Below are 24,616 nucleotides of genomic sequence, written 5' to 3'. Positions count from 1 at the left end.
GATAAAACATGATCGAAGAACCCCCAAAACTGCAGATTCGCAAAACCATCCGGCGTCCTGGCGCTGACCAGATCGCAGCCTTTCGGGACATTCCCACAGGCTTTTTGTGCGATGCGATGGAAGGGCAAGGCGCTCTTTGCTCTACGATCCAGCCCGTAGGCGGTGGGCGCGATTTGCCGACGCATGCCTATGGTCCTGCCGTTGTGGCCGAGAATGGGCCCGCTGAAATCCTTGCGACGATGGGTGCAGTTCATGTTTCCCAGCCCGGTGACATCATTGTTTCGGCGGTGCATGGGCACAAAAACTGCTCTGCTGCGGGCGACAGGTTCTGCGGGATCATGAAGAACCGGGGCGTTGCGGCTTTTGTAACAGATGGGCAGATGCGCGATTATCCTGGAATCGTTGCCGCAGGCTTGCCTGCCTGGTGCGCCGGACTGAGCCCGAATTCACCCTACTCCAATGGACCGGGCAAGGTCGGGTTTGGCGCCGTGGTCGGCGGCAGATACATCGAAACCGGCGATATGATCGTTGCCGATGTCGATGGCGTCGTTGTCATCCCGTTTTCCCAGATCGATGCCGTCATCGCACAACTGGCCGCGATTCAAGAGCTTGAAACCGCGCTTGACGCAAAAGTGCAAAATGGTCTGAGCGAGATGGCGGCGATCGAAGCGATGCTGGCAGACGGAACCGCAAAGCTCGTGGACTAGAGCCGATCCAATCCAAAGATGACCGGCTCCAAAGGGCACTCACGTGAACGCGCTCTTGGCGCCTGCGCTTTCCTGTGTCTTGAAGATCGATCCGGTGTCTGGGGCGGGGGGCAGCGGCATCCGGATCGGGACATTCGCCACGCGCGGCGCCAATTGCGGCTCACCGGTGATCTGGCGGTCCTGAATGTCAGCCCAATACGCGCGCTGCCCGAGGGAATGTATGTAGCTCGATGCCCCAAGGATCGGCCAGGCATCCGACGCACTGCATTCGTAAAAAAGGATCAGTCGGTTGCGGTCGCTCATGTTTGGCGCAGACCCGTGCAGAATGCGCGCGTGATGCACGGTCATGTCTCCGGCCTTCCCGGTCAACGTCACCGCCTTGTCCTTCTCGAATTCCGGATCGTCGGGGTCGATGGCTCCAGCGAAGTACCCGTTGGCCTGATGGCTCAAGACCGGCCCCTTGTGAGTGCCGGGAATCACCATGAGCGGTCCGTTGGCCTCGTCCACATCTTCAAGCATGAGGCCGAAGGCCAGCAGGCTGTCATTGGTCGCCGGATAGAATGCCCAATCCTGATGCCACTCCACGGCCCGCCCGCCGCCAGGGGCCTTGGTGTTCAATTTCGAGGTCAGCAGATTGGTGTGCGGCCCCAGAAGGCCTGTCAGCACCTCGGTCAGTTTCGAGTTGCGGATAAGCTCCCAGAAATAGGGATCGCGCTTGTGCGGCAGTTTGATTCGGGTGAGACGGGGGGTGTCTGACGTGTGCCCCTTATCAAGATCGTAGACCTCGTTGCTTTCGACGATGTCTCGCGACCCGTCTATCAGCGCATGGGTGATCTCGCGAAGCCGCTCAAGCTGCTCGGCGGTGACGGCATTCTCCACCAAGAGATAGCCGTTCTCCTCATAAAACGCCTTTTGACCTTCGGTGAGCATGCATCGGCCCTTTCCCTAGCTTTCGTTGGCTTTCTTGACCGCTGCGGGCAGGTCACAGCCGTTCAATGCTGCAATGTGGTTGGCGATCGTCGGGACGAAATCCCCGCCCTTGCCGGTGGCCACGGCTTGATCAAAATAGTTGCGCACGGCCGCCCCTATGGGGTTCATCACACCTGCAGCAGTCGCCATGCTGGCGACATAGCGCACGTCCTTGGCTGCGTTTGCGATCGCGAATTTATGCGCATTCGGATCGCCACCAACCGCGGCCGAGAAGAATGTATCAAAGAATCCGCAGCCCATGCGTGACGGCGCCATAACGTCCCGTACCGACTGGGGTGTGAGGCCGGACTTCACCGCGATGCTCAACGCCTCTGCATAGACTGATGCATAGGACATCGACATGAAGTTCATGATGAGCTTCATCTTGTGCCCAGAGCCGACAGGTCCGATGTGATTGATCGAACCGCTCCAGCATTCGATCACCGGTTTCACTTTTTCAAAGGCTTCGTCTGAGGCGCCGACCATGGCGTCGAGTGTGCCCGATTCCGCTTCTTTCGGGGTCCGGCCCAGAGGGGCGTCCACCATGTGAACGCCTTTGGCTGCCATTTCTTCGGCCAGCGCCATTGTCGAGGTGGGATCGGCGGTGGTCGTATCCACAACGATCAGGCCCTCCCGGGCGCCGGCCAAGATGCCATCTGGCCCGCGCATCATTGCCTCGACCTGTGGCGAGTTGGACAGGCACAGATGGATAATATCGCATTGCTGGGCCATTTCCCTGGCTGACCGCACCTCCGTCGCCCCCATGCCGAGAAGGCTGTCCACCGGCACCCGGTTGCGATTGCCCTTGATGACGAGCGGATATCCACCTTTCAGGATGTTCTTGGCCATGCCGTGGCCCATCAGGCCGACACCGATAAAACCAATGACGCGTTTGTCGCTCATGTTCTTCTCTCCCTTAGAGGCTTGCCGTGATGCCGCCATCAACGAAAAGCGTATGACCGTTTACGAAACTTGCAGCGTCGGAAGACAGGAAGATGCAGGCACCTATCAGCTCTTCAACGTTGCCCCAGCGGCCCGCCGGTGTGCGTTTTTCCAGCCAGGCGCTGAACTCCGGATCCGCAACCAGCGCCGCATTCAACGGCGTGTCGAAATAGCCAGGCGCAATGGCGTTGCAATTCAATCCGTATTTCGCCCAGTCGGTCGCCATTCCCTTGGTCAGGTTCGCGACCGCCCCCTTGGTGGTTGTGTAGGGCGCGATACCGGGGCGGGCGAGGGCCGTCTGTACGCTGGCGATGTTGACGATCTTGCCTGCGCCGCGCTTGATCATATGCCGCGCAACCGCCTGGCCGACGTAGAAGACCGAATTCACATTGGTGAGCATGAGCTTTTCGAACATCTCAGCGGGAAAATCCTCAAGCGGCGTCCGGTGCTGCATGCCGGCATTGTTGACGAGGATATCGATCGGGCCATGCTCGGCCTCATAAGCGTCCACTGCTGTTCGCGCCGCATCGGGATCGGTCACGTCAAAAGCAAGCGTAACAATGTCGGCCCCTTCGGCGCGCAGGGTGTTGGCCGCCTTCTCAAGCCGGTCTGCGTTTCGCGCGTTCAGCACAAGCTTTGCGCCCGCTTGCGCCAGGCCACGCGACAGGGCAAAGCCTATGCCCATGGATGATCCTGTGACAATCGCGGTCCTGCCGCTCAAGCTGAACAGTTGCATGTGTCCTCCCGTGTGCCGGCTGTTTCCGCGGCATTGACATTGCGGGGTAAACCCGTCTTGATTAAAATGGTATACCATCTTGGGGGCATTGCAAGCGCAACCCCGATGGAGGGAGGAGCTTGCCATGAAAGCGCTTTATGCCCACGCGGCCCATGATCTGCGTCTTGATTCCTGTGAGGACGCTGTTCCGGGTCCGGGGCAGGTCGCCATTCGCATGCGACGCGGCGGAATTTGCGGCTCAGACCTGCACTATTTCAACCATGGCGGCTTCGGGTCGGTGCGCCTGCGTGAACCCATGATACTGGGTCATGAAGTCGCCGGGGAAATCAGCGCCTTGGGAGAAGGAGTGACCGGATTTAAAGAGGGTGATCTGGTTGCTGTGTCGCCCTCGCGCCCCTGTGGTGCGTGTGGTGAATGCCTCCGCGGTCTGCCGAATCAGTGCCTGAGCATGCGCTTTTACGGTTCAGCCATGCCATTTCCGCACATTCAGGGGGCGTTTCGCGAGACGCTTGTGGCCGACGCCACGCAATGTGTAAACGCGCAAGGGCTGACTGCCGCTCAAGCGGCGATGGCTGAACCGCTCGCGGTTTGCCTTCACGCCGTGCGCAACGCAGGGGAAATGCTGGGCCGACGGGTTCTTGTCACAGGGTGCGGCCCGATTGGTGTGCTGGTGATTCTTGCCGCCCGCCGCGCCGGTGCAGCACAGATCATTGCGACAGACATTGCTGACACCGTCCTTGATTTTGCCAAGGCAGCCGGTGCCGATGTGGTGTTGAACACCAGAACAGAAGCTGATGCGCTGACACAATATCAACAGGGCAAAGGCAGCATGGACGTTCACTTCGAGTGTTCCGGCGCAGAGCCCGCTTTGGCCGCCGGGATCGCAGCGCTGCGTCCACGCGGTGTGCTTGTTCAACTCGGCCTGTCCGGAGACATGTCCGTCCCGATGATGCAGATCACCGCCAAGGAGTTGGTGCTGCGTGGTTCATTCCGCTTTCACGAAGAATTTGCCGTCGCGGTTGATCTGATGCGCAAGGGACTGATCGACGTCGCGCCTTTGATCACGCACAGCTTCCCCTTGTCTGAGTACGAGACCGCCTTCGCCACTGCATCTGACCGAAGCAAGGCGATGAAGGTGCAGTTGGAGTTCTCCTGATGCTGACATTCGCGGCTGCGGTGCTGTTTTTGATCATCACCCCCGGACCAGGCGTGATGACCACAGCCGGCTTCGGGGCCGCCTATGGGTTTCGCCCGTCGCTGCGCTACGTCCTGGGTCTGTTCATCGGCACAAATCTCGTGATGCTGTCAGTTATGACAGGGCTTGCAGCGATCATCCTGTCGGTGCCTTGGCTGCGCATGGTGCTGATGGTCGGGTCGGTCGGGTATCTGCTTTATCTCGCGGCGCGGATCGCCTTCGCCGGGGCCAAGATCTCCTTCATGGAGGCCAAGACGGCGCCGGGTGTATTGGGTGGCGTGATGCTTCAGGCGATCAATCCCAAGGCCTATGCTGTCAACAGTTCACTGATCCTCGGGTTCAATTATGCTCCCAACAGTTTCCTGTTCGAGATGGTCACCAAGGCGCTGATCATGAACGCGATCTGGATTCCCATTCACCTTGCATGGCTGTGGGCCGGGGTGTCCCTAAACCGACTCAACCTGCCAACGCGGACCCAACGCGCAATCAATATCCTCATGGCATTGTCCATGCTGGGCGTCGTCGCACTGGCGCTTTGGTCCACATCACGGAGCGTGTAATGGCAATTGCAGGGGCCATAAGCCAACTGGCTGGGCTGCTGGGCGACCGGCTTGTCACCAGCGGCGCGGTCCTCGACCAGCATGGTCAGAACGAAACCTACTATCCCCTGACGCCGCCCGATGCGGTGGGCTTTCCAGAGACCACTGAAGAGATTTCCGCGATTCTCAAGATTTGCAACGCGGAAACATGTCCCGTGGTTCCATATGGCGCGGCGTCGTCATTGGAGGGCCAGCATCTGTGCACATCTGGTGGCATCAGCCTCGATATGGGGCGCATGAGCAACATACTGAAGATCAACGCAGAAGACCTCAATGTTGTCGTGCAACCGGGCATCACCCGCATCCGGCTGAACGAAGAACTTCGTGCAACCGGACTGTTCTTTCCGATTGATCCCGGCGCCGATGCCAGCATCGGCGGAATGGCCGCGACACGGGCCAGCGGCACCACTGCCGTACGCTATGGCACGATGCGGGAGAACATTCTCGCGCTTGAGGCGGTGATGGCCGATGGGACGATCATCCGCACGGGCAGCCATGCGCGCAAATCATCGACGGGGTATGATCTTACGCATCTCCTTATCGGATCTGAAGGGACGCTCGGAATCATTACCGAAGTGACCTTGCGTCTGCAGGGCATTCCGGAAGCCATCAAGGCCGCGACCTGCCGCTTCGCGTCGGTGGAGGATGCGGTCAATTGTGTGATCCTGACGATCCAGTCCGGTCTGCCAATGGCAAGGATCGAACTCCTGGATGAAATGATGGTTCGGGGCTTCAACAAGTACTCGGGAGCGGGCCTGCCGGAAGAACCGCATCTCTTTCTGGAGTTTCATGGCACGCAGGCCGGGGTCGAGGAACAGTCCGCGACGTTTGAAGAGATTGCCGCCGATTACGGCGCGAAAGGCTGGGAAACCGCCGACACCACCGAGGCGCGGAACGCGCTTTGGGCGATGCGGCACAAGTCCCATTACGCCAGCGCCGCACTTGGCGCAGGTGGTCATATCTGGCCAACCGATGTCTGTGTTCCGATCTCACGGCTGGCCGAGGCGGTGCTTCAAGCCCAACGGGATGCAGTGCGGCTTGGCTTGACATCAACGATTGTCGGTCATGTCGGCGATGGCAATTTTCACGCCGGGCTGAGTGTCGACCCAAATGACCCCGACGAAATGGCCCGCGCGGAAGAGTTCACGAGCGCATTGGCCGAAACCGCGCTGCGTCTGGGCGGGACAGTCAGTGGCGAACACGGGGTCGGTTTGGGCAAGCAGAAATTCATGACCGCCGAACACGGACCGGCGCTCGCCTATATGCGGGCGATCAAAGCTGGGTTCGATCCCAGCAACATCCTGAACCCGGGCAAGATGTTGCCCGCCGCAAACTGAGGAAGCCTGCCGATGCTGCCAGAACACAATCCATCACCAGAGGCCACATTTGTCGGCCGCGTCTGGCGTCCCGGGACCGGTCCCGCGCTGGTGCGGTTGGACGGTGATCGGGTGATCGACATCACTGTGACCGCGCATCCGACAATGGCTGATCTTCTGGCCTCTGCCGATCCATTGGCAACAGCGCGCTCTGCCGCAGGCGAAGATATCTGCAGCCTTTCCGATCTTTTGGCCGGCTCCACACCTGATGCCGGACCAGATGATCTGCGTTGGCTGGCACCTTGCGATCTTCAGGCGATCAAGGCCTGTGGCGTGACCTTTGCATCCTCGATGGTCGAAAGGGTGATTGAAGAGCAAGCGGCGGGTGATCCTGACCGGGCTGAAGCAATCCGGGCAAAAGTCGGCGGTATCCTTGGCGACAGCCTTGCCGGACTTGTGCCCGGATCGGCCCATGCTCAAGAGGTCAAAAACGTCCTTCTTGGCGAAGGGCTCTGGTCGCAATATCTCGAGGTCGGAATCGGGCCGGACGCGGAAGTCTTCACCAAGTCGCAGCCGATGTCGTCGGTTGGCTGGGGGGCGGCAGTTGGGCTTCATCCTGTTTCAAGCTGGAACAACCCGGAGCCTGAAATTGTTCTGGCGGTCAACCCCGATGGCCGTATTGTTGGTGCAACCCTTGGCAATGACGTTAACCTGCGGGATGTGGAAGGACGCTCCGCGTTGCTTTTGGGCAAGGCGAAGGACAACAATGCCTCTTGCTCCATCGGGCCGGCCATTCGCCTCTTCGATGACAGCTTCACGCTCAATGAGGTTCGCGCCGCGGAGCTGCGAATGACGATCAGCGGAACGGATGGCTTCGAACTGGAGGGGTCGTCCTCGATGTCGGAGATCAGCCGCGATCCTGCCGATCTCGTCGCTCAGACGATTGGGGCGCACCATCAATATCCTGACGGATTCATGCTTTTTTGCGGAACGATGTTTGCGCCGGTGCAAGACCGCGATGCGCCGGGGCAGGGGTTTACGCATCATGTCGAAGACGTGGTCAGAATCTCGGAAAGCTCGTTGGGCACACTCACAAACACGGTTCGCCTGTCCACGGAGTGCCCGCAATGGAAATTCGGTCTCCGCGCGCTTATGACCAATCTCGCCAAAAGGGATTTGCTGTGATCAAGGCCGGCCTCTTTGAAGCCATACGATGTGATCCGGGGCAGGCGGACAATCGGGTGCCCCTGTGAAGCAGCATTTTCTCTCCATAGGTGAATGCATGGTGGAACTGGCACAAATTGCGCCAGATACCTATCGCCGCGGGTTTGCCGGCGACACGTTCAACACGGCATGGTACGCGCGCCGATTGCTGCCCCAGACCTGGACAGTGGGGTATCTGTCGGGAATCGGTGAAGATGCGGTCTCCGATGAGATGTGTGGTTTCTTCCGCGAGGCGGGCATTCAAACCGATGCCTTGCGGCTCGTTCCGGCCCGGACCGTAGGGCTCTACATGATTTCAACCGAGGCGGGCGAGCGCAGCTTTTCCTACTGGCGCAGTGAGTCGGCAGCGCGGTTGCTGGCCGAGGACGAGCGGTTCCTGGCGCAGCATCTGGCACAGGCAGGCATGGTGCATTTTTCGGGCATTACGCTCGCCATACTCTCTCCGCAGCACCGCAGCAGCCTGTGCTATGCGATCGGCCAGGCAAGGGCGCAAGGCGCGATGGTTTCATTCGATACCAACTTGCGACCGCGACTCTGGGAAGACGCAGACACAATGCGCGCGGGGCTGATGCTGGGTGCAAGTGTGGCCGATGTTGTCTTGCCCAGCTTTGATGAAGATGGGGCCCTGTTTGGGGACGCCACCCCCAAGGACACGATAGAACGTTATTGCAAAGCCGGTGCCAAAACGGTGCTGGTCAAGAATGGCGCGGATCCGCTCACCGGCTTTTCGAAAGCCGGCGGCGCTTTCGAATTGGCGACAAGTACGGTCGACAAGGTCATCGACAGCACCGCAGCGGGTGACAGTTTCGCAGCAGGTCTGATGGCCGGCCTGGCAACGGGCAAATCACTTCAAGATGCGGCAAAAGCCGCCACAATTCTGGCCGCGCGGGTGATTCAAGCGCCGGGCGCCTTGGTGCCGGAGATTTTCCAACAGGGAGAACAACCATGAACATTTTGATCATTGGCGGCGGAGGTGTTGTCGGACAGAAACTTGCGGCCTCCCTGGCCACACGAGGTCTTCTGCGTGGGCAGCCGATTTCCAGACTTGTCCTCGCCGACGTGGTCGACCCGGCTCCTCTGGCTGCCCCTTTTGAGGTCCAAACCACGACATGCGACATTGCCGATCCGGCTTCAGTTGCCAGCGTGGTGACGCAAGACACACAGGTGATCTATCTCCTGGCCGCCATCGTGTCTGCCCATGCCGAAGAAGACTTCGAGGCAGGCTGGCGGATCAACATGATGGGGACACTCAATGTGCTCGAACGCGCGCGGACTTTGGGCACGAAACCGGTCGTGATCTTTACATCGTCCATTGCCGTCTATGGTGGGGAAGTGCCGGATCCGATTGTCGACCACACCTTCCTCAACCCGCAAACATCCTACGGCGCACAGAAGGCAGTCGGTGAACTCCTGATCAATGATTATTCGCGCAAAGGCTTTGTGGATGGGCGCGGCTTCCGGCTTCCTACGATATCGGTCCGGCCGGGAAAACCGAACCGGGCCGCGTCAAGCTTCATGTCCTCGATTTTGCGCGAACCATTGAATGGGCAGGAGGCGATCTGCCCCGTCGATGACGATTTCCCGCATTATTATCTGTCTCCCCGAAAATGCGTTGAAAACCTCATCAAAGGAGCTGAGATCCCGGAGGCTGACCTGGGTCAGAACCGCTGCATGATGATGCCGGGCCGGATGTGGACCATTCGCCAGCTGATTGATGCCATGACCGCTGTCGCAGGACCCGAACCGGCCAGGCTCATCAAATGGGAAGCGCAGCCGGATATCCAGCGGATTGTCAAAGGATGGCGCTTTGACATGCGTCCGGAAAAAGCGATCAAGCTGGGACTCGAGGCTGATGACAGTTTCGAGGACAACATCCGCTACTACCTGGAGGATGACAAACCAGCGCCATGAGCATACCCCTTGGGGCTTTCAGACGCGCACTCCGGCAGGGCAACCCGTGTGGTGGTGGCGGCATCGGATTGCGAAGCTTGCCGCCGGGGTCAGGCTTTCCATCCCTTGCAGGCGTCCAAGCGCAGCTTGGCCGAGCGCTGGAGAAGGCCGGCGTCGATATCGATCGCGGTGAAGATACAGCCCGCTTCGACCACCAGATCCAGCAGTTTTTGATCTGCCGACAGGAACCCTGCAGGCTTGCCTGCTGCCCGGATCCGGCGAATTGCCTTTATGATAGCCTCCACCACTTCGGGATGGCTTGGATTGCCGGGGTGTCCCATTGAAGCTGCCAGGTCGGCAGGTCCAATGAACAACCCGTCAATGCCCGGAACAGCCGCGATCTCTTCAAGTCTTTGCAATGCCGCGACTGTTTCGATTTGCAGGATCAGGCAAATCTCGTCGCGTGCATTTTCGAAGTATCCCGGCACATTCCCGTACTGGCTGGACCGTGTCCCGCCGGCGACGCCACGAATTCCGTGCGGCGGGTAGGTCACGGCCGCTACCGCCAGCTCCGCCTCTTCGACGGTTTGCACATAGGGCACGATCAGTGTCTGTGCGCCAATATCGAGAAGCCGTTTTATCTCGGCGACGTTGAGATGGGTGGGCCGCACCGCGGGCGCGGTCGCGCTGCCATTGAGCGCCTGCAGCTTGGCCAGGACGTCAGCCATTGAATTCGGCGTGTGTTCGCAATCGATGAGCAGCCAGTCAAACCCACAGCCTCCCAGCATCTCCGTCAGCTGCGTGTCGCGTGTCATGTTCCAGATGCCAATTTGCTGGCGGCCTTCGGCGATCGCCTGCTTGAAAGCGTTCTTGCGCATGCGGTGTTCCTCAGTTCACTGCTGTCAGCAGGGCCTCACCAGCGTGAAACGCAGCGATATTGTCGCGCTGCAATTGCGCCATGGCGGCGCGGGTTTCAACGGTGCCGGACCCCTGATGGGGCTGGATCACCACGTTCTCCAATGCATAGAACCGGGGATCGATGTCCGGCTCATTGAGGAAAACATCCAGTCCCGCGCCGGCGATCTTCTTTGCCTCCAGAGCCTCGAGAAGGGCGGCCTCATCCACGGTCGTCCCCCGTGATATGTTGATCAGCACACCACGCGGACCCATTGCTGCAATGACCTCTCGCGAGACGAATTTCTCGGTATCCTTGCCGCCGACAAGCGCCACGACAAGGAAATCCACGGCGGCGGCCAGTTTCACGGGATCAGAGTGATAGGTCCAACCCGGCGTGTCCTTCTCGGAGCGGGCATAGTAGTGGATGTCCATCTTGAACGCGGCCAACCGGTTGGCAATTTCCCGTCCGATCCGTCCAAGCCCAAGGATACCAACCGTGCTGCCGGTCACCTTGCGGTTGAGACGGTATTCGCCGTTCTTGGCCCAGTTTCCAGAGCGTGCCCAGGCGCTGGCCTGCATCATTTCACGTCCCTGGCACAGCATCATGCCGACGGCGATATCGGCGACATCATCATTGAGGACATCAGGCGTGTTGGTCACCTTGATCTGCCGCGCATCTGCGGCATCAACGTCAATGGCATCATAACCCACGCCGTAATTGGCGATCAGGCCCAGATTTGGCAAAAGGTCCATCTGCGCCGCGCCAAACGGCTTGTGCCCCTTGTAGGCCACCGCTGTCACATCTGCACGAGCCGCGTCATCCAGACCGGCCAAATCCTCCGGACCGGCAAGGAACAGCGGATCGAACGTTCTTGACAGGTCCGCTTTATCCCCGTCGCTGTAGCCGCCGATTACAAGTGTCTTGGTCATCTGGTTTCCCCCTCTGTCAGTGTCATGGTCCGCGTCCTCACCCGGCACAGATCTCCTTAGCGGATTTCCTGACGACCTTCAGGCTGAAAATTCGATCAGGCAAGTGTTTCTTGAAGATCAATGACTTCGCCTGGTCGATTGCCGTGCGGGAATCGTATGGTGAAGCGCCTGCCGGTCATCCGGCGCCAAAGGGGCTGACAGAGCTGACGGCAAGTGCGATTGGAGACGTTTGTCCTAGGTTTAACCGCTGCCGACTTGCAAAGTCTACCAGCTGCCTTGGTCGCTAAAGTGCCCGTCAGCCGGAGGAGAGAGGACCAAGTCCGAACCGGGGTCATCGCGCTTTGGGTCGGCGGGTGGCAGAGCGAAATGGAAAATGGCGGAGAGGAAGGGATTCGAACCCTCGATACCCTTCCGGGTATACTCCCTTAGCAGGGGAGCGCCTTCGACCACTCGGCCACCTCTCCGTTGGCTGTCTGTTAGCGCAGCGTGGCTCTGTAATCAACCGCAATTACGGCCCAGGCGGTCATTGTGGTCCAGTCGTTCTCCCCGGCGCTTTGCTGGTGGCCCTGGCTGCAGCATTCGCGCGCTTTCTGGGTGTGGTTTTGGCGTGCTTTGTCTGTCGCTTTGCATTTTTCTGGGGCGCAGTGGCCTTGTTTGAGACCATTGATGCGGCGGCCGCTGATTTTACAATTGTTTTCAACCTGTCGGCGGCAACAAGATTGGCGGCGTTGAGGGCCATGGCGCACTGGTCCAGGTCGTTTGTCGCCAGGTGAGCGTAGCGCAGGGTCATCTGAATGGTCTGGTGGCCGAGATATGTCTGCACGCGCCGCAGGTCGATGCCTGCCTGAACAAGCCGCGAGGCGCAGGTGTGACGCAGAATGTGCGGCACCATGTAGGGATCGTTGGTAAAGCGGTTTTCCTTGCGCGCGTGGTTCCAGTTGTATTTGAAATTGGCGTAGGAGATGTCCGAAAACGGGCCCGATCCGGCGAAGTCGCGCGCCAGTTCTACGGCATGGGCTGCGCGGACTGTGAGCGGGACTGACCGGCTCTTGCCGGATTTGGTGATCCAGAAAGTGGCGACATTGTTGTGAATATCATTCCACTTGAGTGCCAGGGCTTCCCCGATCCGGGCTCCGGTGTCGACCAGAAATCGGCACAACAGCTCGTGGTGGGCATTTCGAACGCCGATCGAATCAAACATCGCCGACTCTTCTTCCGCGGTCAGAAACCGCACGCGTGAATTGCGTTCACGCAGCCGAACATATGTCGGAAGTCGAGATATCTGACCGCTCCTCTCCGCCTTCCGCAGCAAGCGATAGAGTGCGGAAAGTTTTCGATTGATGGTTGAGTTTCGGTTTCCAATATTGCGGAAATAATCAATCAGCCGGTCTATTAAAGAATCATCATAGGCTGTAATTTTTTGCAATAACATGAACTCATGGATTTCAATTATGAATGCCTGGCAGTTGTCTTTATGATTTCCCTTTTCCCATAAAATACTTGAGTAGCTATCCCATAGGGATGCTAAATTAGGATATTCAGAATTTTCAACGGAGGAGTAAGTATGTACTCCTCCAAGAAATTTCTCAGTTTTGCCATCATTCGGATTCATTGTTCCGAGATAGCTGTGTCTTACTGAAAAATCAAAGTTTGTTACATTTTTCATTCGTTGATTTGAATACGTATGCGACATTCTACATTAGAAATGTAGTATACTTATGCAAATCTAATTCTATTCTAAGACAGTAACCGGCGGCGAATGCCGCCGGTCCTGTTGTCTGATCAAGCCAGGACTTGATTAGAACGAGCGCTGAAAACGCACCATCGCACCGAACTGGCCGCCAGCGGCGTCGCCGGCGTCGGTGTAGTAGAGTTCCGGAGTAACAACGAAACCAGGAACAACGGTGTAATTCAGGTTACCGGCAACCTGAAACCCGTCAGAAAGGTTTTCGGCTGCGACGCTCTCCATCCACTGGCCCTGGATGTTGAACCTGAGCTTGTCAGAAGCCCGGTAAGAACCACCGGCGATGATGGACAGTGATTCCTCACCTGCTGCGGCGTTGGTCCGGTCCCAAGTGGTGTAGCCTGAAGTGCTTTCACCATACATCGCCATTGCGAAGACGGACAGCTGATCGTTTACGGTCACGTCTGCACGAACCTTTCCAGACCAGCCACCGCGGGCAACACCACCGAAATCGTCGCGTGTGTCGTAGCCGAGCACTGCGCTGAGGTCGACCATGCCGGCATTGTAGCCAACACCTGCCACAACATGCGGCATGTAGTCGTCGATACCCCATGCTGTGGCGGAATTACTGTCGTCACCCTGCTCAAGCGAGATGCCAGCACGGAAAGCGCCGCCATCGTATGTGTAGCTGATCAGGTTGGTGTCGAATGGCCCGTAGGTTCCATCGGTGATGACAGCGCCCGCATAGCCGGTCCATGTGGTGAAGAGCGTTTCGTCCTTACCAACGCGCAGACCGCCAAGCTGGATCCATGCGAAATTGAGCGAAGGTGCTGTGCCGGTCGTGTAGCCGCCGGTTGTGGCGCTGGTGTCCCAGTTGAAACGGAACTCTGAATATGTACGCAGGGTGCCGAGCTCGGTTTCCGAGGCGGTCGAGGCGCGGATCGAAGCGCGAGCATGCGCACGGTAGGTGCCGTCACCGGTAAACGAAGTGCGTTCGTAGGCCTCACCGGCTCTCACATCGTAACGGATGTAGCCGTGGATGCGCAGGCAGGTTTCAGTGCCCGGGATGTAGAAGAAACCGGTGCCGAATGCATCGCAAACGCGGACGTATTCAACGGGCTCAGGCTCGGCAGCGACGATTGCGTCGGCAGCGCGAGCGCCGGAAACAGCGACGAGAGCCGCTGCGGAGCCGAGGAGAAGGCTCTTGATGTTCATTTTCTGACCTCCAGTCAAAGGACAAATTGCGAAAAAATGAAGTTCGCTTAAAGAATTGTATTTCTTCAGGATTTCGCTTTCTGCGAGGATTCTGCCTCTCAAGCCTCAACGCAGGTGTGTTTTCTGAGTGTCAAATGAGCAAGTGTCAGAAAGGTCGAACGCCGCCGCATAGCCATTGAACAAACAGCCCTCGATGAAGAGGTGCGGATGGATCCGCCAGATGGAGCGACTTGCGCTGTTCACATGGGCCAATGCTGCGCTGTTCATTGCCGGGCGCAAGCCGTTGGAGTGCCGTCCTGTCAAATAAGGATGGGGTCCGTTTGTCATGGAAGCCAAATGCTGGGGTCAGGGGCTGGTGATTCTCCGCGGGCAGGGAAACCAGTGTCGAATCAAGGCAGAATTGACGATGGCTCCATGAAAATGGACGGTGGAATCGGGGATTTGCGGACCTCTCCACGAAGCGAGTCGCCTGAAACAGCGGAGAAACCGGTGGTCCGGCATGCTGCTGAATGCCGATTTTCCTAACCAAAGGTAAACAAAGCAGCCGGCGACCGCCGATTTCGTGTCATTTGTGCAACAGCCGTGGGGGAAGGCACGGCGTGACTGTCCCAAGCCGGTTGATCGGCGTTGCACGGCAGCGGCTGGCGAGTATGTTCAATCTCGAAGTCAAGGCGGGCATCCGTTTGTCTTCTTCCATCGTGGGGATGGGGCAGGGAATGCTGTCCTTCAGCGAAAACCCAGACCCTTTATTAATTTTGACTGGAGGTCAAACATGAACATCAAGAGCCTTCTCCTCGGCTCCGCAGCGGCTCTCGTCGCTGTTTCCGGCGCTCGCGCTGCCGACGCAATCGTCGCTGCCGAGCCTGAGCCCGTTGAATACGTCCGCGTTTGCGATGCATTCGGCACCGGCTACTTCTACATCCCGGGCACCGAAACCTGCCTGCGCATCCACGGCTACATCCGTTACGATGTTGGCGCTGGTGAGCTTTTTGAACGCGCTACCGTGACCGGCGACGAAACCTACAACAAGCGCGCTCGCGTTTCGGTTCGTACTTCGACAGCTTCGGAAACCGAACTCGGCACCCTGCGCACCTACTCGGAACTCCGCTTCCAGTGGGACACCAACACTGCTGTTGGCGGCTACTCGAACGACAACGAGTTCTCGGTCAACTTTGCATGGATCCAGCTCGGCGGCCTGCGCATTGGTAAGGACGAGTCGTTCTTCACCACATGGACCGGTTACGCTGGCCCAGTCATCAACGACGGTCTTATCTACGATCCAGGCCCGTTCGACACCAACCTGGTGAGCTACACCTACAATGGCGGCGCTTTCCGTGCTGGTATCGCGCTCGAACAGGGTGACGACAGCAACACTGCTGCTCCGGCCTGGGGCATCGACGACTACGCACCGCATGTTGTTGTGGGTCTTGGCTACACAGCTGGCATGTTCGACCTCAGCGCTGTTGTCGGCTTCGACACACGTGATGACCTCGCTACTCTTGCTCAGCCGATCCGCGGTGGTTGGTCCGGTAAGATCCGCGCTGACGTGACCGTCAACGATCAGCTCTCGCTGATGGCGATGCTCCACTACGGTGAAAACTCCTCGGCTTACACCACCTGGGCAAATGGTGCTGTGACCGACGAGACTTTCGCGGTTACTGCCGGTGGTTCGTACAAGTTCACCGACAAGGCGACCTTCAACATCCAGGGTCAGTGGCGTGAAAACAACGTTGTCGGCAACGACGATGCGTTCAGCGTTGCAGCGAACGTTGCCTACCAGGTCGTTCCTGGCCTGATCGTCACTCCGGAAATCGCATGGCGTGATCGCGGCACTACTGCTGCAAACTCCGACCAGTTCGGTGGTTTCTTCCGCGTTCAGCGCTCCTTCTAATCAAACTTCGGTTTGAGCAGACAGAACCCGGCAGCCTTGGCTGCCGGGTTTTTTGGTTGAAATCCTTGCCGTGCCGGCGTGTCTGACCGGCAGACAACCCGATGACAGGTGTCCGGTTTTTGACTTGGCCTGATTGACGCGGGGGTGTTAGGTTCACCCATTGCACGACCGCTGCGGGGAGCCCATGCGAAACTGGAAGTTCTGGATATGGCCCGGTGTGGCGACTGTCGCCTGCCTGACATTCCTGGCCTTGTGGCTAAGACTGGATCCCATAGAAGCCGACCTTCGATATCGCGCAACAGCAGCACTGGCGGTGGATCATGGCTGGGCAGGGGTTCTGGTGAACGGGAGGGATCTGACGCTCCAGGGCCTTGCTCCCGATCCCGAAAATCAAGCAGACGCAATCGAAACCGTCCGGCAGACCTATGGTGTGCGTGTCGTGACCGACGCTACAGGGTTGCTGCCTGTTCAATCGCCTTACTTTCTGTCTTTGGAAAAAACGGAAAATGGCTTGCTGCTCAGCGGATTTGCGCCAAATGATGCCGCGCGCCGCCAACTCGTTGCCCTTCTGAGTGAAAACCTGCCTGGGATTGCGCTGCTGGACCAGCTGAAGCTGGCGCGGGGCGCTCCTGATGATTTCGTAGCGCTCGCGGCCTTTGGTTCGGCTCCCTTTTCCCGTTTTTCCACCGGCCTCATGGAAATGAACGGCAATGCCCTGCGCATTTACGGCCAGGCGCTCAATCCGGAGGACCACGAAGCGGCACTGGCTCTTCTTGCAGCTTCACCGCCCGGTGATGGATTGCTTGAGAGCGTCGAGATTACGCCTGTGCAGGTGATGGGCGAATACACCTGGTCGGTGACGTCGTCTTCAGCGCAGGTCATGTTGTCAGGCTATGTCCCCGATCAGGTGGCGCGGTTGGCTCTTGTCGAGGCGGCGAAGGCGGCTCACCCGGATCTGGATGTGATAGATGGAATGCGGTTTGCCGCGGGTGTGCCGGAGGGAGTTGACTGGTTGCGCGCTGCCAGTGAAGCCATCTCATTGTCTGCCCGCTTGACCCGGGGAACTGCTTCTCTGAGCGGTGGCCAGTTGGATATGTCAGGCGAGATTGCCGATGGTGACGCCTTTCGTGCGCTGCAGGCGCGGCTCGATGAGGGACTGGTCGAAGGGCTCACGCTTGGCACTGTTGATATAGGCCTCGCGCGCGTTTCACCCTACATCTGGTCTGGCGCTCTGTCATCGAATGCGCTTGTGCTTGATGGTGTCGTCCCAAGCAAAGCAATCGCCGATCGCCTTTTGGAAAGTGCAGCGTTGAAATTTGGCCGCCTCAAGATTGATGACCGGCAAAGGGTTGCGGCCGGCGCGCCGGGAGGGTTCGAAACCGCAGCGCTTGCCGCGTTGCAGGCGCTCAGCCGCCTGGATGAAGCCTCTGTGGTTCTTCGTGACGGGGCGCTTTCGGTACGCGGTGAAGCCTTAAGTGGAAATGCGGCTGCTGATCTTCAGCGTCAACTCGAAGCAGATCTTCCCGAAGCCTTTGCGGCACAACAGTCTGTTGCGCTCAAGCCGTTGCCGTCCGAAGATCTTTCCGGACCAAGCTGCCAGAATGTCCTCAATCAGTTGTTGGCGGCAAACACGATTCGTTTTGACACTGGCCAGGCGGGCATTCAGCATCATTCATTCGGATTTCTGGACCGGATCGCCTTTGCGGCGCGGCAATGCCGGGATGTCAGGCTGGAGATTTCCGGCCACACGGATGCCGATGGCGACGAAGGCGCCAATCAAACGCTGTCCGAACGGCGTGCGGAAGCGGTTGTTGCCTACATGGTCGCGGCCGGAGTTGGTCCGGACAGAGTTGTTGCGATAGGCTATGGTGAGAGCCGTCCGGTTGCGGACAACGAGACTGATACGGGCAAAGCTGCGAACCGACGCATCGAAATCCGCGTCGTCAACTAGCGGGGCAAGGCCCCAAGGAGGGTGAGAATGTTCTATGTATTTGCGCATATGTGGCTTTGGATAGTCGTTGCATTCGTGATCGGCTGTCTTGTCGGCTGGAAAACCTGTGCGGGCAAAAAGGCGTGAGCCGATATTCGTGTGACTGGGAGCGGGAGAAGTGATGATGTTGTTTTTGCAGACTTTGTTTTTTATCGCCTTGGCTTTTGCGGCCGGCTGCTTTGTCGGTTGCTGGCTCAAGGGTCAATTCGCCCCTGGCAAGAGCGCACATTCGGGGTCCGCAGGGGCTGTGACCCGTGAGGGTACCGCCAAAACTGCAACTGCCGGCGAGCTGGCAGCACCGACGCCGCATTATGAACCCGCGAGCACCCCGCAGCCGGCAGTGGCTGTTGACTTGGTGAGCGAAACTCCCACGGTTCCGGACAGCCCGAAAGAAACGCCCAAGGCGGCCACACCTGCAAAGCCGGCTGCGGTGGCCAAAACTGCCAAAGCGAAAACCAAATCGGCGCCGGCCAAGTCGTCGGCGAGCAAAGCTGCCGCTGCCAAGGAAAAAACCCCGGCCAAGCCAAAAGCGGCAGCCAAGGCAAGCCCTGCCAAGAAGAAGCCCAGCATTGCCGCGGCGCCTGATGATCTGAAGCGGATCAAGGGGGTCGGCCCACAACTCGAAGCAAAGCTGAACGCCATTGGCATCACCAGTTTCGCTCAAATCGCCAAATGGACCAAGAAGGATCAGGCGGACTTCAACGAGCAATTGTCTTTTTCGGGCCGGATAGAGAGGGATGACTGGGTGGTGCAGGCAAAGATACTGGCCAAAGGCGGTTCAACTGAGTTCTCAAAGCGGGTTGCCAAGGGCGAAGTGGTAAGCTCTGCGGGTGGGGCACCCAAGCGGGGATCCAAGAAGTCTGATTAGACTTCAAGCATCCCGGCCTGCGACAATGGATGCAAGGTGGAGCGGTTCACTGTCGGATTTCAGTGGCCGCGGGCCTTGTCCACTACAGCAAAGAACTTGTTGAGGATCTCGGGTATCCCGGACAGGTGGAGGATTGGAGCGTGGCCCTGGCCTTTGACTGTGGCAGTCTGAAGGCTGGGAACGCGCGCTTTCATTAGATCCAGTGTTTCTGCCGACAGAAGTGAAGAATGCTCTCCGCGCAGAGCCAGAAGCGGCATGGCTCCAAGTCCCTCGAACTGCGGCCAGAGCGTCGGCAGTCGTGTGCCAAGATCAACGCCCTTGAGTCCTTCAAGAAGTGCGGGATCATAATCAGGCAGAAGCGCACCGTTCTTTTCGGCAAAGACCGCGTGGGCGAAATCGATCCAGTCTGCGTCGGTCAAGGCGGGGAAGCTTTTGCCATGTGCTTCGGAGAGGGCTGTGGCTGCCTCATCCCAATTCCGAGGCTTTGGCGTGCGTGACAGATATGCCTTGATCTGGGCAAGCCCGGCGCCTTCGATCACCGGACCGATGTCATTGAGAACGCCACCGGCCATAACGCCGGGACGGGTTGCGGCGAGGACGTGCATGATCAGCCCGCCACGTGAGGTGCCTATGAAAATCGCGTGTTCAAGGCCAAGCGCTGCCATGCCATTGAGGATGTCGTCGGCTTCTGTGGTGATTGTGTAGCGGGCGGGGTCCTTGTCCCAGGCAGATTGGCCACGGCCGCGATAATCGAAACTGACGACCCGACGCGGGGTCTTCGGGTGGCGTGAAATCAACACCGCCAGATCGTGAAAGTCGCGCGTGTTGCGGGTCAGGCCGGGCAGGCAGACGACCGGAAGGGGGCCGCGGGTGAGCGGGTCGTGGCGGCCATAATCCGCCGCATGAAGCCTGAGGCCTTCGCGCGATGAATAAAACACATCTTCATGGGTGACCGGCGCAAGCGTCTCGATATCCTGATTGACCATGGCTGTTGCGGGTCTCCTGAATGCTGTCTGTCAATGCTATAGCGCATTTTTCGGTTCAGACCACCCGGCGCTCGATTGGCGGACAATCGCGCTTGCCTGCTGGCAGCACTTTCAGCGGCGTCCGAAGCGGAGGTCCTTTTCGATGCTGGCGCTCTGGCCCAGCCGGGCCTTGTAAACCTGATAGTTTTCAAGCACCCGCTGCACATAATGCCTTGTTTCGGTGAACGGGATCATCTCGATCCAGTCGATCACCTCGTCGAGAGACTTGCCGCGCGGATCACCGAAGCGTTCAATCCACTGCGGCACCCGGCGCGGCCCGGCATTGTAGGCGATGAATGTCAGGATGTAGGAGCCGCCAAAATCCTCAATCTGCTCGCCAAGGAAATGCGCGCCAAGCGTGGCGTTGTAGCCGGCATCTGTTGTCAGGCGGCCCTTCGAGTAGGGCAGCCCATGGCGAGAGGCGACGCCCTTTGCGGTGCCGGGCAGCAGTTGCAGAAGCCCTCGCGCGTTGGCAGGTGAAACGGCGGCCTTGTTAAAGGCGCTTTCCTGGCGCGCGATCGAATAGGCGAGCGCCTTGCCTGACCCGGCAATATTGGCGCTGGCGGGGACGGCGCCCAACGGATAGGCAAGGGCGGCGACGTCGAGGCCGCGGTTCCAGGCGATCTTGCCGACCTGCAGGGAGACCTGATGGTCGCCGCGTCTTTCTGCCATGGCGGCGAGGATCGCCAGTTCACCGGGACTGTCCAATTCGGCAGCAAGCGCGCGGTAGAGGCTGTCGGCGCGCCATTCATAGCCTGCGTCCTCGAGCTTGCGGATGGCTTGAACGGCTTCGCGCGATGTAAATCTGGTGCGTTCGGCATTGCTGGGGGCGGGGTAGGTGATGTTGAGCGATTTGTGGCCGAGCTTGGCGCCAGCCAGTTGGCCGTAGAACGTGGTGGGGAATTGCGCCGCGCGGGCGTAATGATCTGCGGCCTGTCCGCCGCCACCGGACTCGGCTGCACGTCCGAGCCAGTAATGCGCGCGCGCGGTCGAGATCTGGCCATCAACTACCTTGAGAATATTGGCGAAATGCCTGGATGCGGTCTTTGCATCCTTGAGACCGCGAAGCGCGTACCAACCGGCATGAAATTCGGCTTCGGCATAGTCCGCCGGGCTTTGTGCCAGATGGGCGGCGGCAAGCCGGTAGGCGGCCTTGGCGTCTCCCAGCTCATAGATTCCGCGGCTGATGATACGGGCCTCTATCCACCATTCATCGGGATCCACCAAGACTGCCCGGTCCCGTGGCATCTTGGCGAGCAGTGCGGCGGCGTCCTTGTCGCGCTCCAACGCGCGCAGATGCCGAACCCTCAGATAGAGATAGGCAGGATCGTCATGCCAGCTTGGGTGCACCTTCGAAATCGCGGATGCCGCTTTTGCGGGGGCTCGGATTACCGAAGTCCATGCCCGATAGAGCGATTGCGCCTGTGCCAGTTCCGCAAGCGGTTTCGCTTCGGAAACCCGGTCGCGGTAGAGAAGCATCTCCATCCGGCGCAGGTGATCGGCCTTGCTCAAGAGCGCTTTGAATTCCTTGAGGAAGATGTTGGACTCTTCCTTGTCCATTCGTTCTGTGCGCCAGAACTCGACCGCGACTGACCTGGCACGGTTGGTCTGGCCTGCCGTCATCAGCGCGCGGGTTAGAGTGATCGCGCCTTTGGCGGTTTCGGGGCGTGTGTCGCCAAAGGCTGCGAGCACCTGGGCTGCGGGAGGATTTTCAAAGAAAATGGCCCGCTCCGAGAGCGCGCGAAGGGATTTCAGCCCCGGCCAGCCCTTGAGCTCGGCAGCTGCAGCGGCGATTTCGCCGGACGGCACGCCCTCCAGTCCCGAAAGGGCGATCGCCCAGGTGAGGATTTGATGGTCGAGCGTCCCGCGGCGCATCGCGTCGCGCGCTGCTCGTGCTGCGTCGACATCCCGGTCGCTCAGCGCATCAAGCCCCGCCTTGAGCTCGCGGCTCGCAGTGGTGGATGCAGCCGCATTGACACGCAGGACCGATGAGGTTGTTTCGAGGCTGACAGCAGCAGGGCGCGGCGTGGGTTCCGGAACATCGCCCCGGGGCAGGGGCGCTGCCATCGATATGCCGGCAAATGAGGTTGAGAGGCACAGCAGAGCTGCAACGGGGGTGTTTAGCTTCATGAAGATCGGTCCGGATCAAGTGTTCCAGGCTAAGTGAAAGAGCGACGCTTCCCCGACCCGCAGCGCTCCAGTTCTGTCATTCCGGCGGGATCATGGCATGCGTCGGTGAAACAAAGGTTAAGCAAAACTTATTGAACCCATTCAAATTCAACATTCAGGCAGAATTGGGAGCATGAATGGCTTTGCAACCGATGAGAAAGATGGTCAAACCACTGCGGGGCGGCGCAAAACCGCTCTACAGCGGACCGGCAAGGCTTTTCCACGGCGCAGAATTCCTGTATCCGCTGCCATGACAATTTGAAGACACAATACGCGCCTTGCGACCATTTTTGGAGACCAGCATGTTCAAGGGTTCCATGCCAGCCCTCATTACCCCGTTTGCCGATGATGGATCGGTGGACGAGGACGCATTCGTTCGCCACGTCGAACGTATGATCAAGGCTGGCAGCCATGGCCTGGTGCCGGTCGGCACGACGGGTGAATCTCCGACTCTGACCCATGCCGAGCACAAGCGTGTTGTGGAATTGTGTATCAAGGTCGCCGATGGCCGGGTGCCTGTGATTGCGGGTGCCGGATCGAACAATACCGCCGAGGCGATCGAGCTTGCCGTTCATGCTGAAAAGGCTGGCGCGGATGCCGTTCTGGTGGTGACCCCCTATTACAACAGGCCGACCCAGAGGGGGCTGTACGCCCATTTCAAGGCGGTGGCGGAAGCCACGTCACTTCCGATCATCATCTACAATATTCCGCCGCGTTCGGTCGTCGACATGTCGGTGCAAACGATGGCTGCGTTGCACAAGGATTTTCCGACCATCATCGGGGTGAAGGATGCGACCGCCAATCTCGCGCGGGTTCCCGAGCAGCGCATGGCCTGTGGCCCCGATTTTGTACAGATGTCGGGTGAAGATCCCACCGCGCTCGGCTTCAACGCCCATGGTGGAGTCGGCTGTATTTCTGTGACTGCCAATGTGGCACCGGCGGAGTGCGCGGCGTTTCAGGAAGCCACGCTTCGTGGCGACTACCCGGCAGCGCTCGCGATGCTTGACCGGCTGATGCCGTTGCACAAGGCGATCTTCACCGAGCCAGGGGTCGCGGGTGTGAAGCATTGTCTGGCCAAGTTGGGTTTGATCCGTAACGTCGTGCGCTCGCCGCTGACCACTGTGGAACCTGCCACTGCCGCGTTGCTGGATTCAGCTCTTGAGCATGCGGGTGTTTCGGCCTGATCATGGCACCAAAGAACCAAGACAAGTCCCAGCACGGAAAGGTCGTCGCAGAGAACCGCAAGGCGCGCTTCAACTACGAGATCGTCGACACGTTCGAAACCGGTCTGGTCCTCACCGGAACCGAAGTGAAGTCGTTGCGTGAGGGCAAGGCAAACATCGCGGAATCCTACGCCAATGAAGAGGGCGGGGAAATGTGGCTGATCAATTCCTATGTGCCTGAATATCTGCAGGCCAACCGGTTCAATCATGAGACCCGCCGCAGACGAAAGATCCTGCTCAAGGCGCGCGAGATTGCGCGGCTCGGCCAGGCAGTTCAGCGCGACGGGATGACGCTGGTTCCGCTCAAGATCTACTTCAATGACAAGGGGCGTGCGAAACTTCAGCTGGCGTTGGCCAAGGGCAAGAAGCTGCACGACAAGCGCGAGACCCAGAAGGAACGCGACTGGAACCGTCAGAAATCCCGGCTGCTGCGTGATCGCGGCTGATCCTGTCCTCGTCGCGCGGGTGATGCGACCGGTTCAGGTGGCCAGAAACCTTGCCACATCGGTAAAGACCGCGTTGAACATCTCCGGTGTCAGGCGGCCAGTGTTGGTGTTGTAACGTGAGCAGTGATAGCTCGAGAAAATTCGCACGCCATCGATTTCGGTTTCGCGCTGATGGCCAAAGGAGTGAGCGGACAGCTTGCCGCCGAGGCCGCGCACGGTGCTGTCATGGGAAATCTTGCCCAAGGTCACGATAGCCCGGAGATTGTGCATCCCGGTGATCGTGCCGTTCAGGAATTTGCGACAGGTGTTGATTTCAGCACCCACAGGCTTGTTTTGCGGTGGTACGCACCTGACGGCATTGGTGATTGCTGTGCGCCTGAGCCTCAGGCTGTCATCGCGGCGGGCTTCGAAGGTCCCTGAAGCAAAGCCGTGCGCGCCTAGGGTTTCATACAGAAGGTCGCCGGCAAAATCGCCGGTAAAGGGGCGTCCTGTCAGGTTTGCCCCGCGCAGACCTGGCGCCAGGCCGACAACAAGCAGCTCGACCGAACCCGCTCCCTCGGGCGGGATCCAGGTCGGCACCGGACCATTGTGCCATTCCGGGTGAAGTTTCCGGTTCTCAAGAATGAAGCCACGAAGCCTTGGGCATAGGCCGCAATCATAGTCTGGTTCTGTCATCGTGCCGCCGGTATGCGCTTTGGCC

At 59.0% G+C, this 24,616-nt stretch carries 23 protein-coding genes and 1 tRNA gene; 13 read left to right on the top strand and 11 right to left on the bottom strand.

Going from position 1 to position 24,616, the window contains the following annotated elements; translation table 11 throughout:
* Positions 1-8: 8 nt before the first annotated feature.
* On the top strand, positions 9-707 hold the full coding sequence (locus tag HPDFL43_RS14775) for an RraA family protein (protein WP_007198179.1): 699 nt from the start codon (positions 9-11) through the stop codon (positions 705-707).
* 39 nt (positions 708-746) lie between these two features.
* On the opposite strand, the gene HPDFL43_RS14770 is transcribed toward HPDFL43_RS14775, so the two are convergent.
* The 3 genes from HPDFL43_RS14770 to HPDFL43_RS14760 are packed head-to-tail and all read right to left on the bottom strand — an operon-like array spanning position 747 to position 3,354.
* Positions 747-1,637 carry a phytanoyl-CoA dioxygenase family protein gene (locus HPDFL43_RS14770; protein WP_007198178.1) on the bottom strand — a complete coding sequence of 297 codons (891 nt, stop codon included), beginning with the start codon at positions 1,635-1,637 and terminating at the stop codon, positions 747-749.
* Positions 1,638-1,652: 15 nt separating this feature from the next.
* Positions 1,653-2,579, bottom strand: a complete 927-nt coding sequence (locus tag HPDFL43_RS14765) for an NAD(P)-dependent oxidoreductase (RefSeq protein WP_007198177.1) — start codon at positions 2,577-2,579, stop codon at positions 1,653-1,655.
* A gap of 13 nt (positions 2,580-2,592) precedes the next feature.
* A complete protein-coding gene (locus HPDFL43_RS14760) occupies positions 2,593-3,354 on the bottom strand; it encodes an SDR family oxidoreductase (protein ID WP_007198176.1) in 762 nt (253 codons plus the stop codon).
* A gap of 124 nt (positions 3,355-3,478) precedes the next feature.
* Between HPDFL43_RS14760 and HPDFL43_RS14755 the strand changes: the two genes are divergently transcribed.
* The 6 genes from HPDFL43_RS14755 (at position 3,479) to denD (ending at position 9,599) form a co-directional block, all read left to right on the top strand.
* The gene (locus HPDFL43_RS14755) at positions 3,479-4,510 is read left to right on the top strand and encodes an L-idonate 5-dehydrogenase (RefSeq protein ID WP_007198175.1); all 1,032 of its coding nucleotides are present in this window, start codon (positions 3,479-3,481) and stop codon (positions 4,508-4,510) included.
* Complete coding sequence (locus HPDFL43_RS14750) at positions 4,510-5,109, top strand: LysE family translocator (protein ID WP_007198174.1); 600 nt, start codon at positions 4,510-4,512, stop codon at positions 5,107-5,109. Before HPDFL43_RS14755 ends, HPDFL43_RS14750 begins: the two co-directional genes overlap by 1 nt.
* Positions 5,109-6,485 (top strand): FAD-binding oxidoreductase, encoded by a 1,377-nt coding sequence (locus HPDFL43_RS14745; RefSeq protein ID WP_052093213.1) that lies wholly within the window; start codon positions 5,109-5,111, stop codon positions 6,483-6,485. The genes HPDFL43_RS14750 and HPDFL43_RS14745 overlap by 1 nt, the downstream gene beginning before the upstream one ends.
* 12 nt (positions 6,486-6,497) lie before the next feature.
* Positions 6,498-7,649: a fumarylacetoacetate hydrolase family protein gene (locus tag HPDFL43_RS14740; RefSeq protein ID WP_007198172.1), complete on the top strand. Its 1,152-nt coding sequence runs from the start codon at positions 6,498-6,500 to the stop codon at positions 7,647-7,649.
* Positions 7,650-7,713: 64 nt separating this feature from the next.
* Positions 7,714-8,637 carry a sugar kinase gene (locus HPDFL43_RS14735; RefSeq protein WP_084594671.1) on the top strand — a complete coding sequence of 308 codons (924 nt, stop codon included), beginning with the start codon at positions 7,714-7,716 and terminating at the stop codon, positions 8,635-8,637.
* The gene (gene denD / locus HPDFL43_RS14730; protein ID WP_007198170.1) at positions 8,634-9,599 is read left to right on the top strand and encodes a D-erythronate dehydrogenase; all 966 of its coding nucleotides are present in this window, start codon (positions 8,634-8,636) and stop codon (positions 9,597-9,599) included. The genes HPDFL43_RS14735 and denD overlap by 4 nt, the downstream gene beginning before the upstream one ends.
* Positions 9,600-9,688: 89 nt before the next feature.
* On the opposite strand, the gene HPDFL43_RS14725 is transcribed toward denD, so the two are convergent.
* The 5 genes from HPDFL43_RS14725 to HPDFL43_RS14705 all read right to left on the bottom strand — a co-directional run bounded on the left by HPDFL43_RS14725 (position 9,689) and on the right by HPDFL43_RS14705 (position 14,304).
* Complete coding sequence (locus HPDFL43_RS14725; RefSeq protein ID WP_007198169.1) at positions 9,689-10,456, bottom strand: HpcH/HpaI aldolase family protein; 768 nt, start codon at positions 10,454-10,456, stop codon at positions 9,689-9,691.
* A 10-nt stretch (positions 10,457-10,466) separates the two neighbouring features.
* Positions 10,467-11,405: a 2-hydroxyacid dehydrogenase gene (locus tag HPDFL43_RS14720; RefSeq protein ID WP_040449261.1), complete on the bottom strand. Its 939-nt coding sequence runs from the start codon at positions 11,403-11,405 to the stop codon at positions 10,467-10,469.
* A 374-nt stretch (positions 11,406-11,779) separates the two neighbouring features.
* A tRNA-Ser gene (locus HPDFL43_RS14715) sits at positions 11,780-11,869 on the bottom strand.
* A gap of 59 nt (positions 11,870-11,928) precedes the next feature.
* Positions 11,929-13,071, bottom strand: a complete 1,143-nt coding sequence (locus HPDFL43_RS21715; RefSeq protein ID WP_169743254.1) for a tyrosine-type recombinase/integrase — start codon at positions 13,069-13,071, stop codon at positions 11,929-11,931.
* A 132-nt stretch (positions 13,072-13,203) separates the two neighbouring features.
* Positions 13,204-14,304 (bottom strand): porin, encoded by a 1,101-nt coding sequence (locus HPDFL43_RS14705; RefSeq protein ID WP_007198166.1) that lies wholly within the window; start codon positions 14,302-14,304, stop codon positions 13,204-13,206.
* 599 nt (positions 14,305-14,903) lie between these two features.
* Here HPDFL43_RS14705 and HPDFL43_RS22005 point away from each other — a divergent pair.
* The 4 genes from HPDFL43_RS22005 to HPDFL43_RS21425 all read left to right on the top strand — a co-directional run bounded on the left by HPDFL43_RS22005 (position 14,904) and on the right by HPDFL43_RS21425 (position 19,053).
* Positions 14,904-15,080: a hypothetical protein gene (locus HPDFL43_RS22005; protein ID WP_156970286.1), complete on the top strand. Its 177-nt coding sequence runs from the start codon at positions 14,904-14,906 to the stop codon at positions 15,078-15,080.
* A complete protein-coding gene (locus HPDFL43_RS14700; protein WP_007198164.1) occupies positions 15,077-16,195 on the top strand; it encodes a porin in 1,119 nt (372 codons plus the stop codon). Before HPDFL43_RS22005 ends, HPDFL43_RS14700 begins: the two co-directional genes overlap by 4 nt.
* A 184-nt stretch (positions 16,196-16,379) precedes the next feature.
* Positions 16,380-18,146, top strand: a complete 1,767-nt coding sequence (locus HPDFL43_RS21430) for an OmpA family protein (RefSeq protein WP_007198163.1) — start codon at positions 16,380-16,382, stop codon at positions 18,144-18,146.
* Positions 18,147-18,525: 379 nt separating this feature from the next.
* The gene (locus HPDFL43_RS21425) at positions 18,526-19,053 is read left to right on the top strand and encodes an NADH-quinone oxidoreductase subunit E (RefSeq protein WP_156970285.1); all 528 of its coding nucleotides are present in this window, start codon (positions 18,526-18,528) and stop codon (positions 19,051-19,053) included.
* A 59-nt stretch (positions 19,054-19,112) separates the two neighbouring features.
* Here HPDFL43_RS21425 and HPDFL43_RS14685 read toward each other — a convergent pair whose 3' ends face one another.
* Together HPDFL43_RS14685 and HPDFL43_RS14680 are read right to left on the bottom strand one after the other, a co-directional pair.
* Positions 19,113-20,039: an alpha/beta fold hydrolase gene (locus tag HPDFL43_RS14685; protein WP_007198161.1), complete on the bottom strand. Its 927-nt coding sequence runs from the start codon at positions 20,037-20,039 to the stop codon at positions 19,113-19,115.
* Between the two features lie 111 nt (positions 20,040-20,150).
* Positions 20,151-22,208, bottom strand: a complete 2,058-nt coding sequence (locus HPDFL43_RS14680) for a lytic transglycosylase domain-containing protein (protein WP_052093212.1) — start codon at positions 22,206-22,208, stop codon at positions 20,151-20,153.
* A gap of 341 nt (positions 22,209-22,549) precedes the next feature.
* On the opposite strand from HPDFL43_RS14680, the gene dapA reads away from it, so the two are divergent.
* Together dapA and smpB are read left to right on the top strand one after the other, a co-directional pair.
* Positions 22,550-23,431, top strand: coding sequence for a 4-hydroxy-tetrahydrodipicolinate synthase (gene dapA / locus HPDFL43_RS14675; protein WP_007198158.1), 882 nt, complete (start codon positions 22,550-22,552; stop codon positions 23,429-23,431).
* Positions 23,432-23,433: 2 nt separating this feature from the next.
* A complete protein-coding gene (gene smpB, locus HPDFL43_RS14670; RefSeq protein WP_007198157.1) occupies positions 23,434-23,916 on the top strand; it encodes an SsrA-binding protein SmpB in 483 nt (160 codons plus the stop codon).
* A gap of 33 nt (positions 23,917-23,949) precedes the next feature.
* Here the strand turns inward: smpB and HPDFL43_RS14665 are convergent, their stop codons facing one another.
* On the bottom strand, positions 23,950-24,591 hold the full coding sequence (locus HPDFL43_RS14665) for a uracil-DNA glycosylase (protein WP_040449260.1): 642 nt from the start codon (positions 24,589-24,591) through the stop codon (positions 23,950-23,952).
* Positions 24,592-24,616 lie beyond the last annotated feature (25 nt).

The sequence above is a fragment of the Hoeflea phototrophica DFL-43 genome (assembly GCF_000154705.2).
GTDB lineage: Bacteria > Pseudomonadota > Alphaproteobacteria > Rhizobiales > Rhizobiaceae > Hoeflea > Hoeflea phototrophica.
Note: the sequence above shows the minus strand (reverse complement) of the source record. Positions and strands in the feature narration are given on the sequence as shown.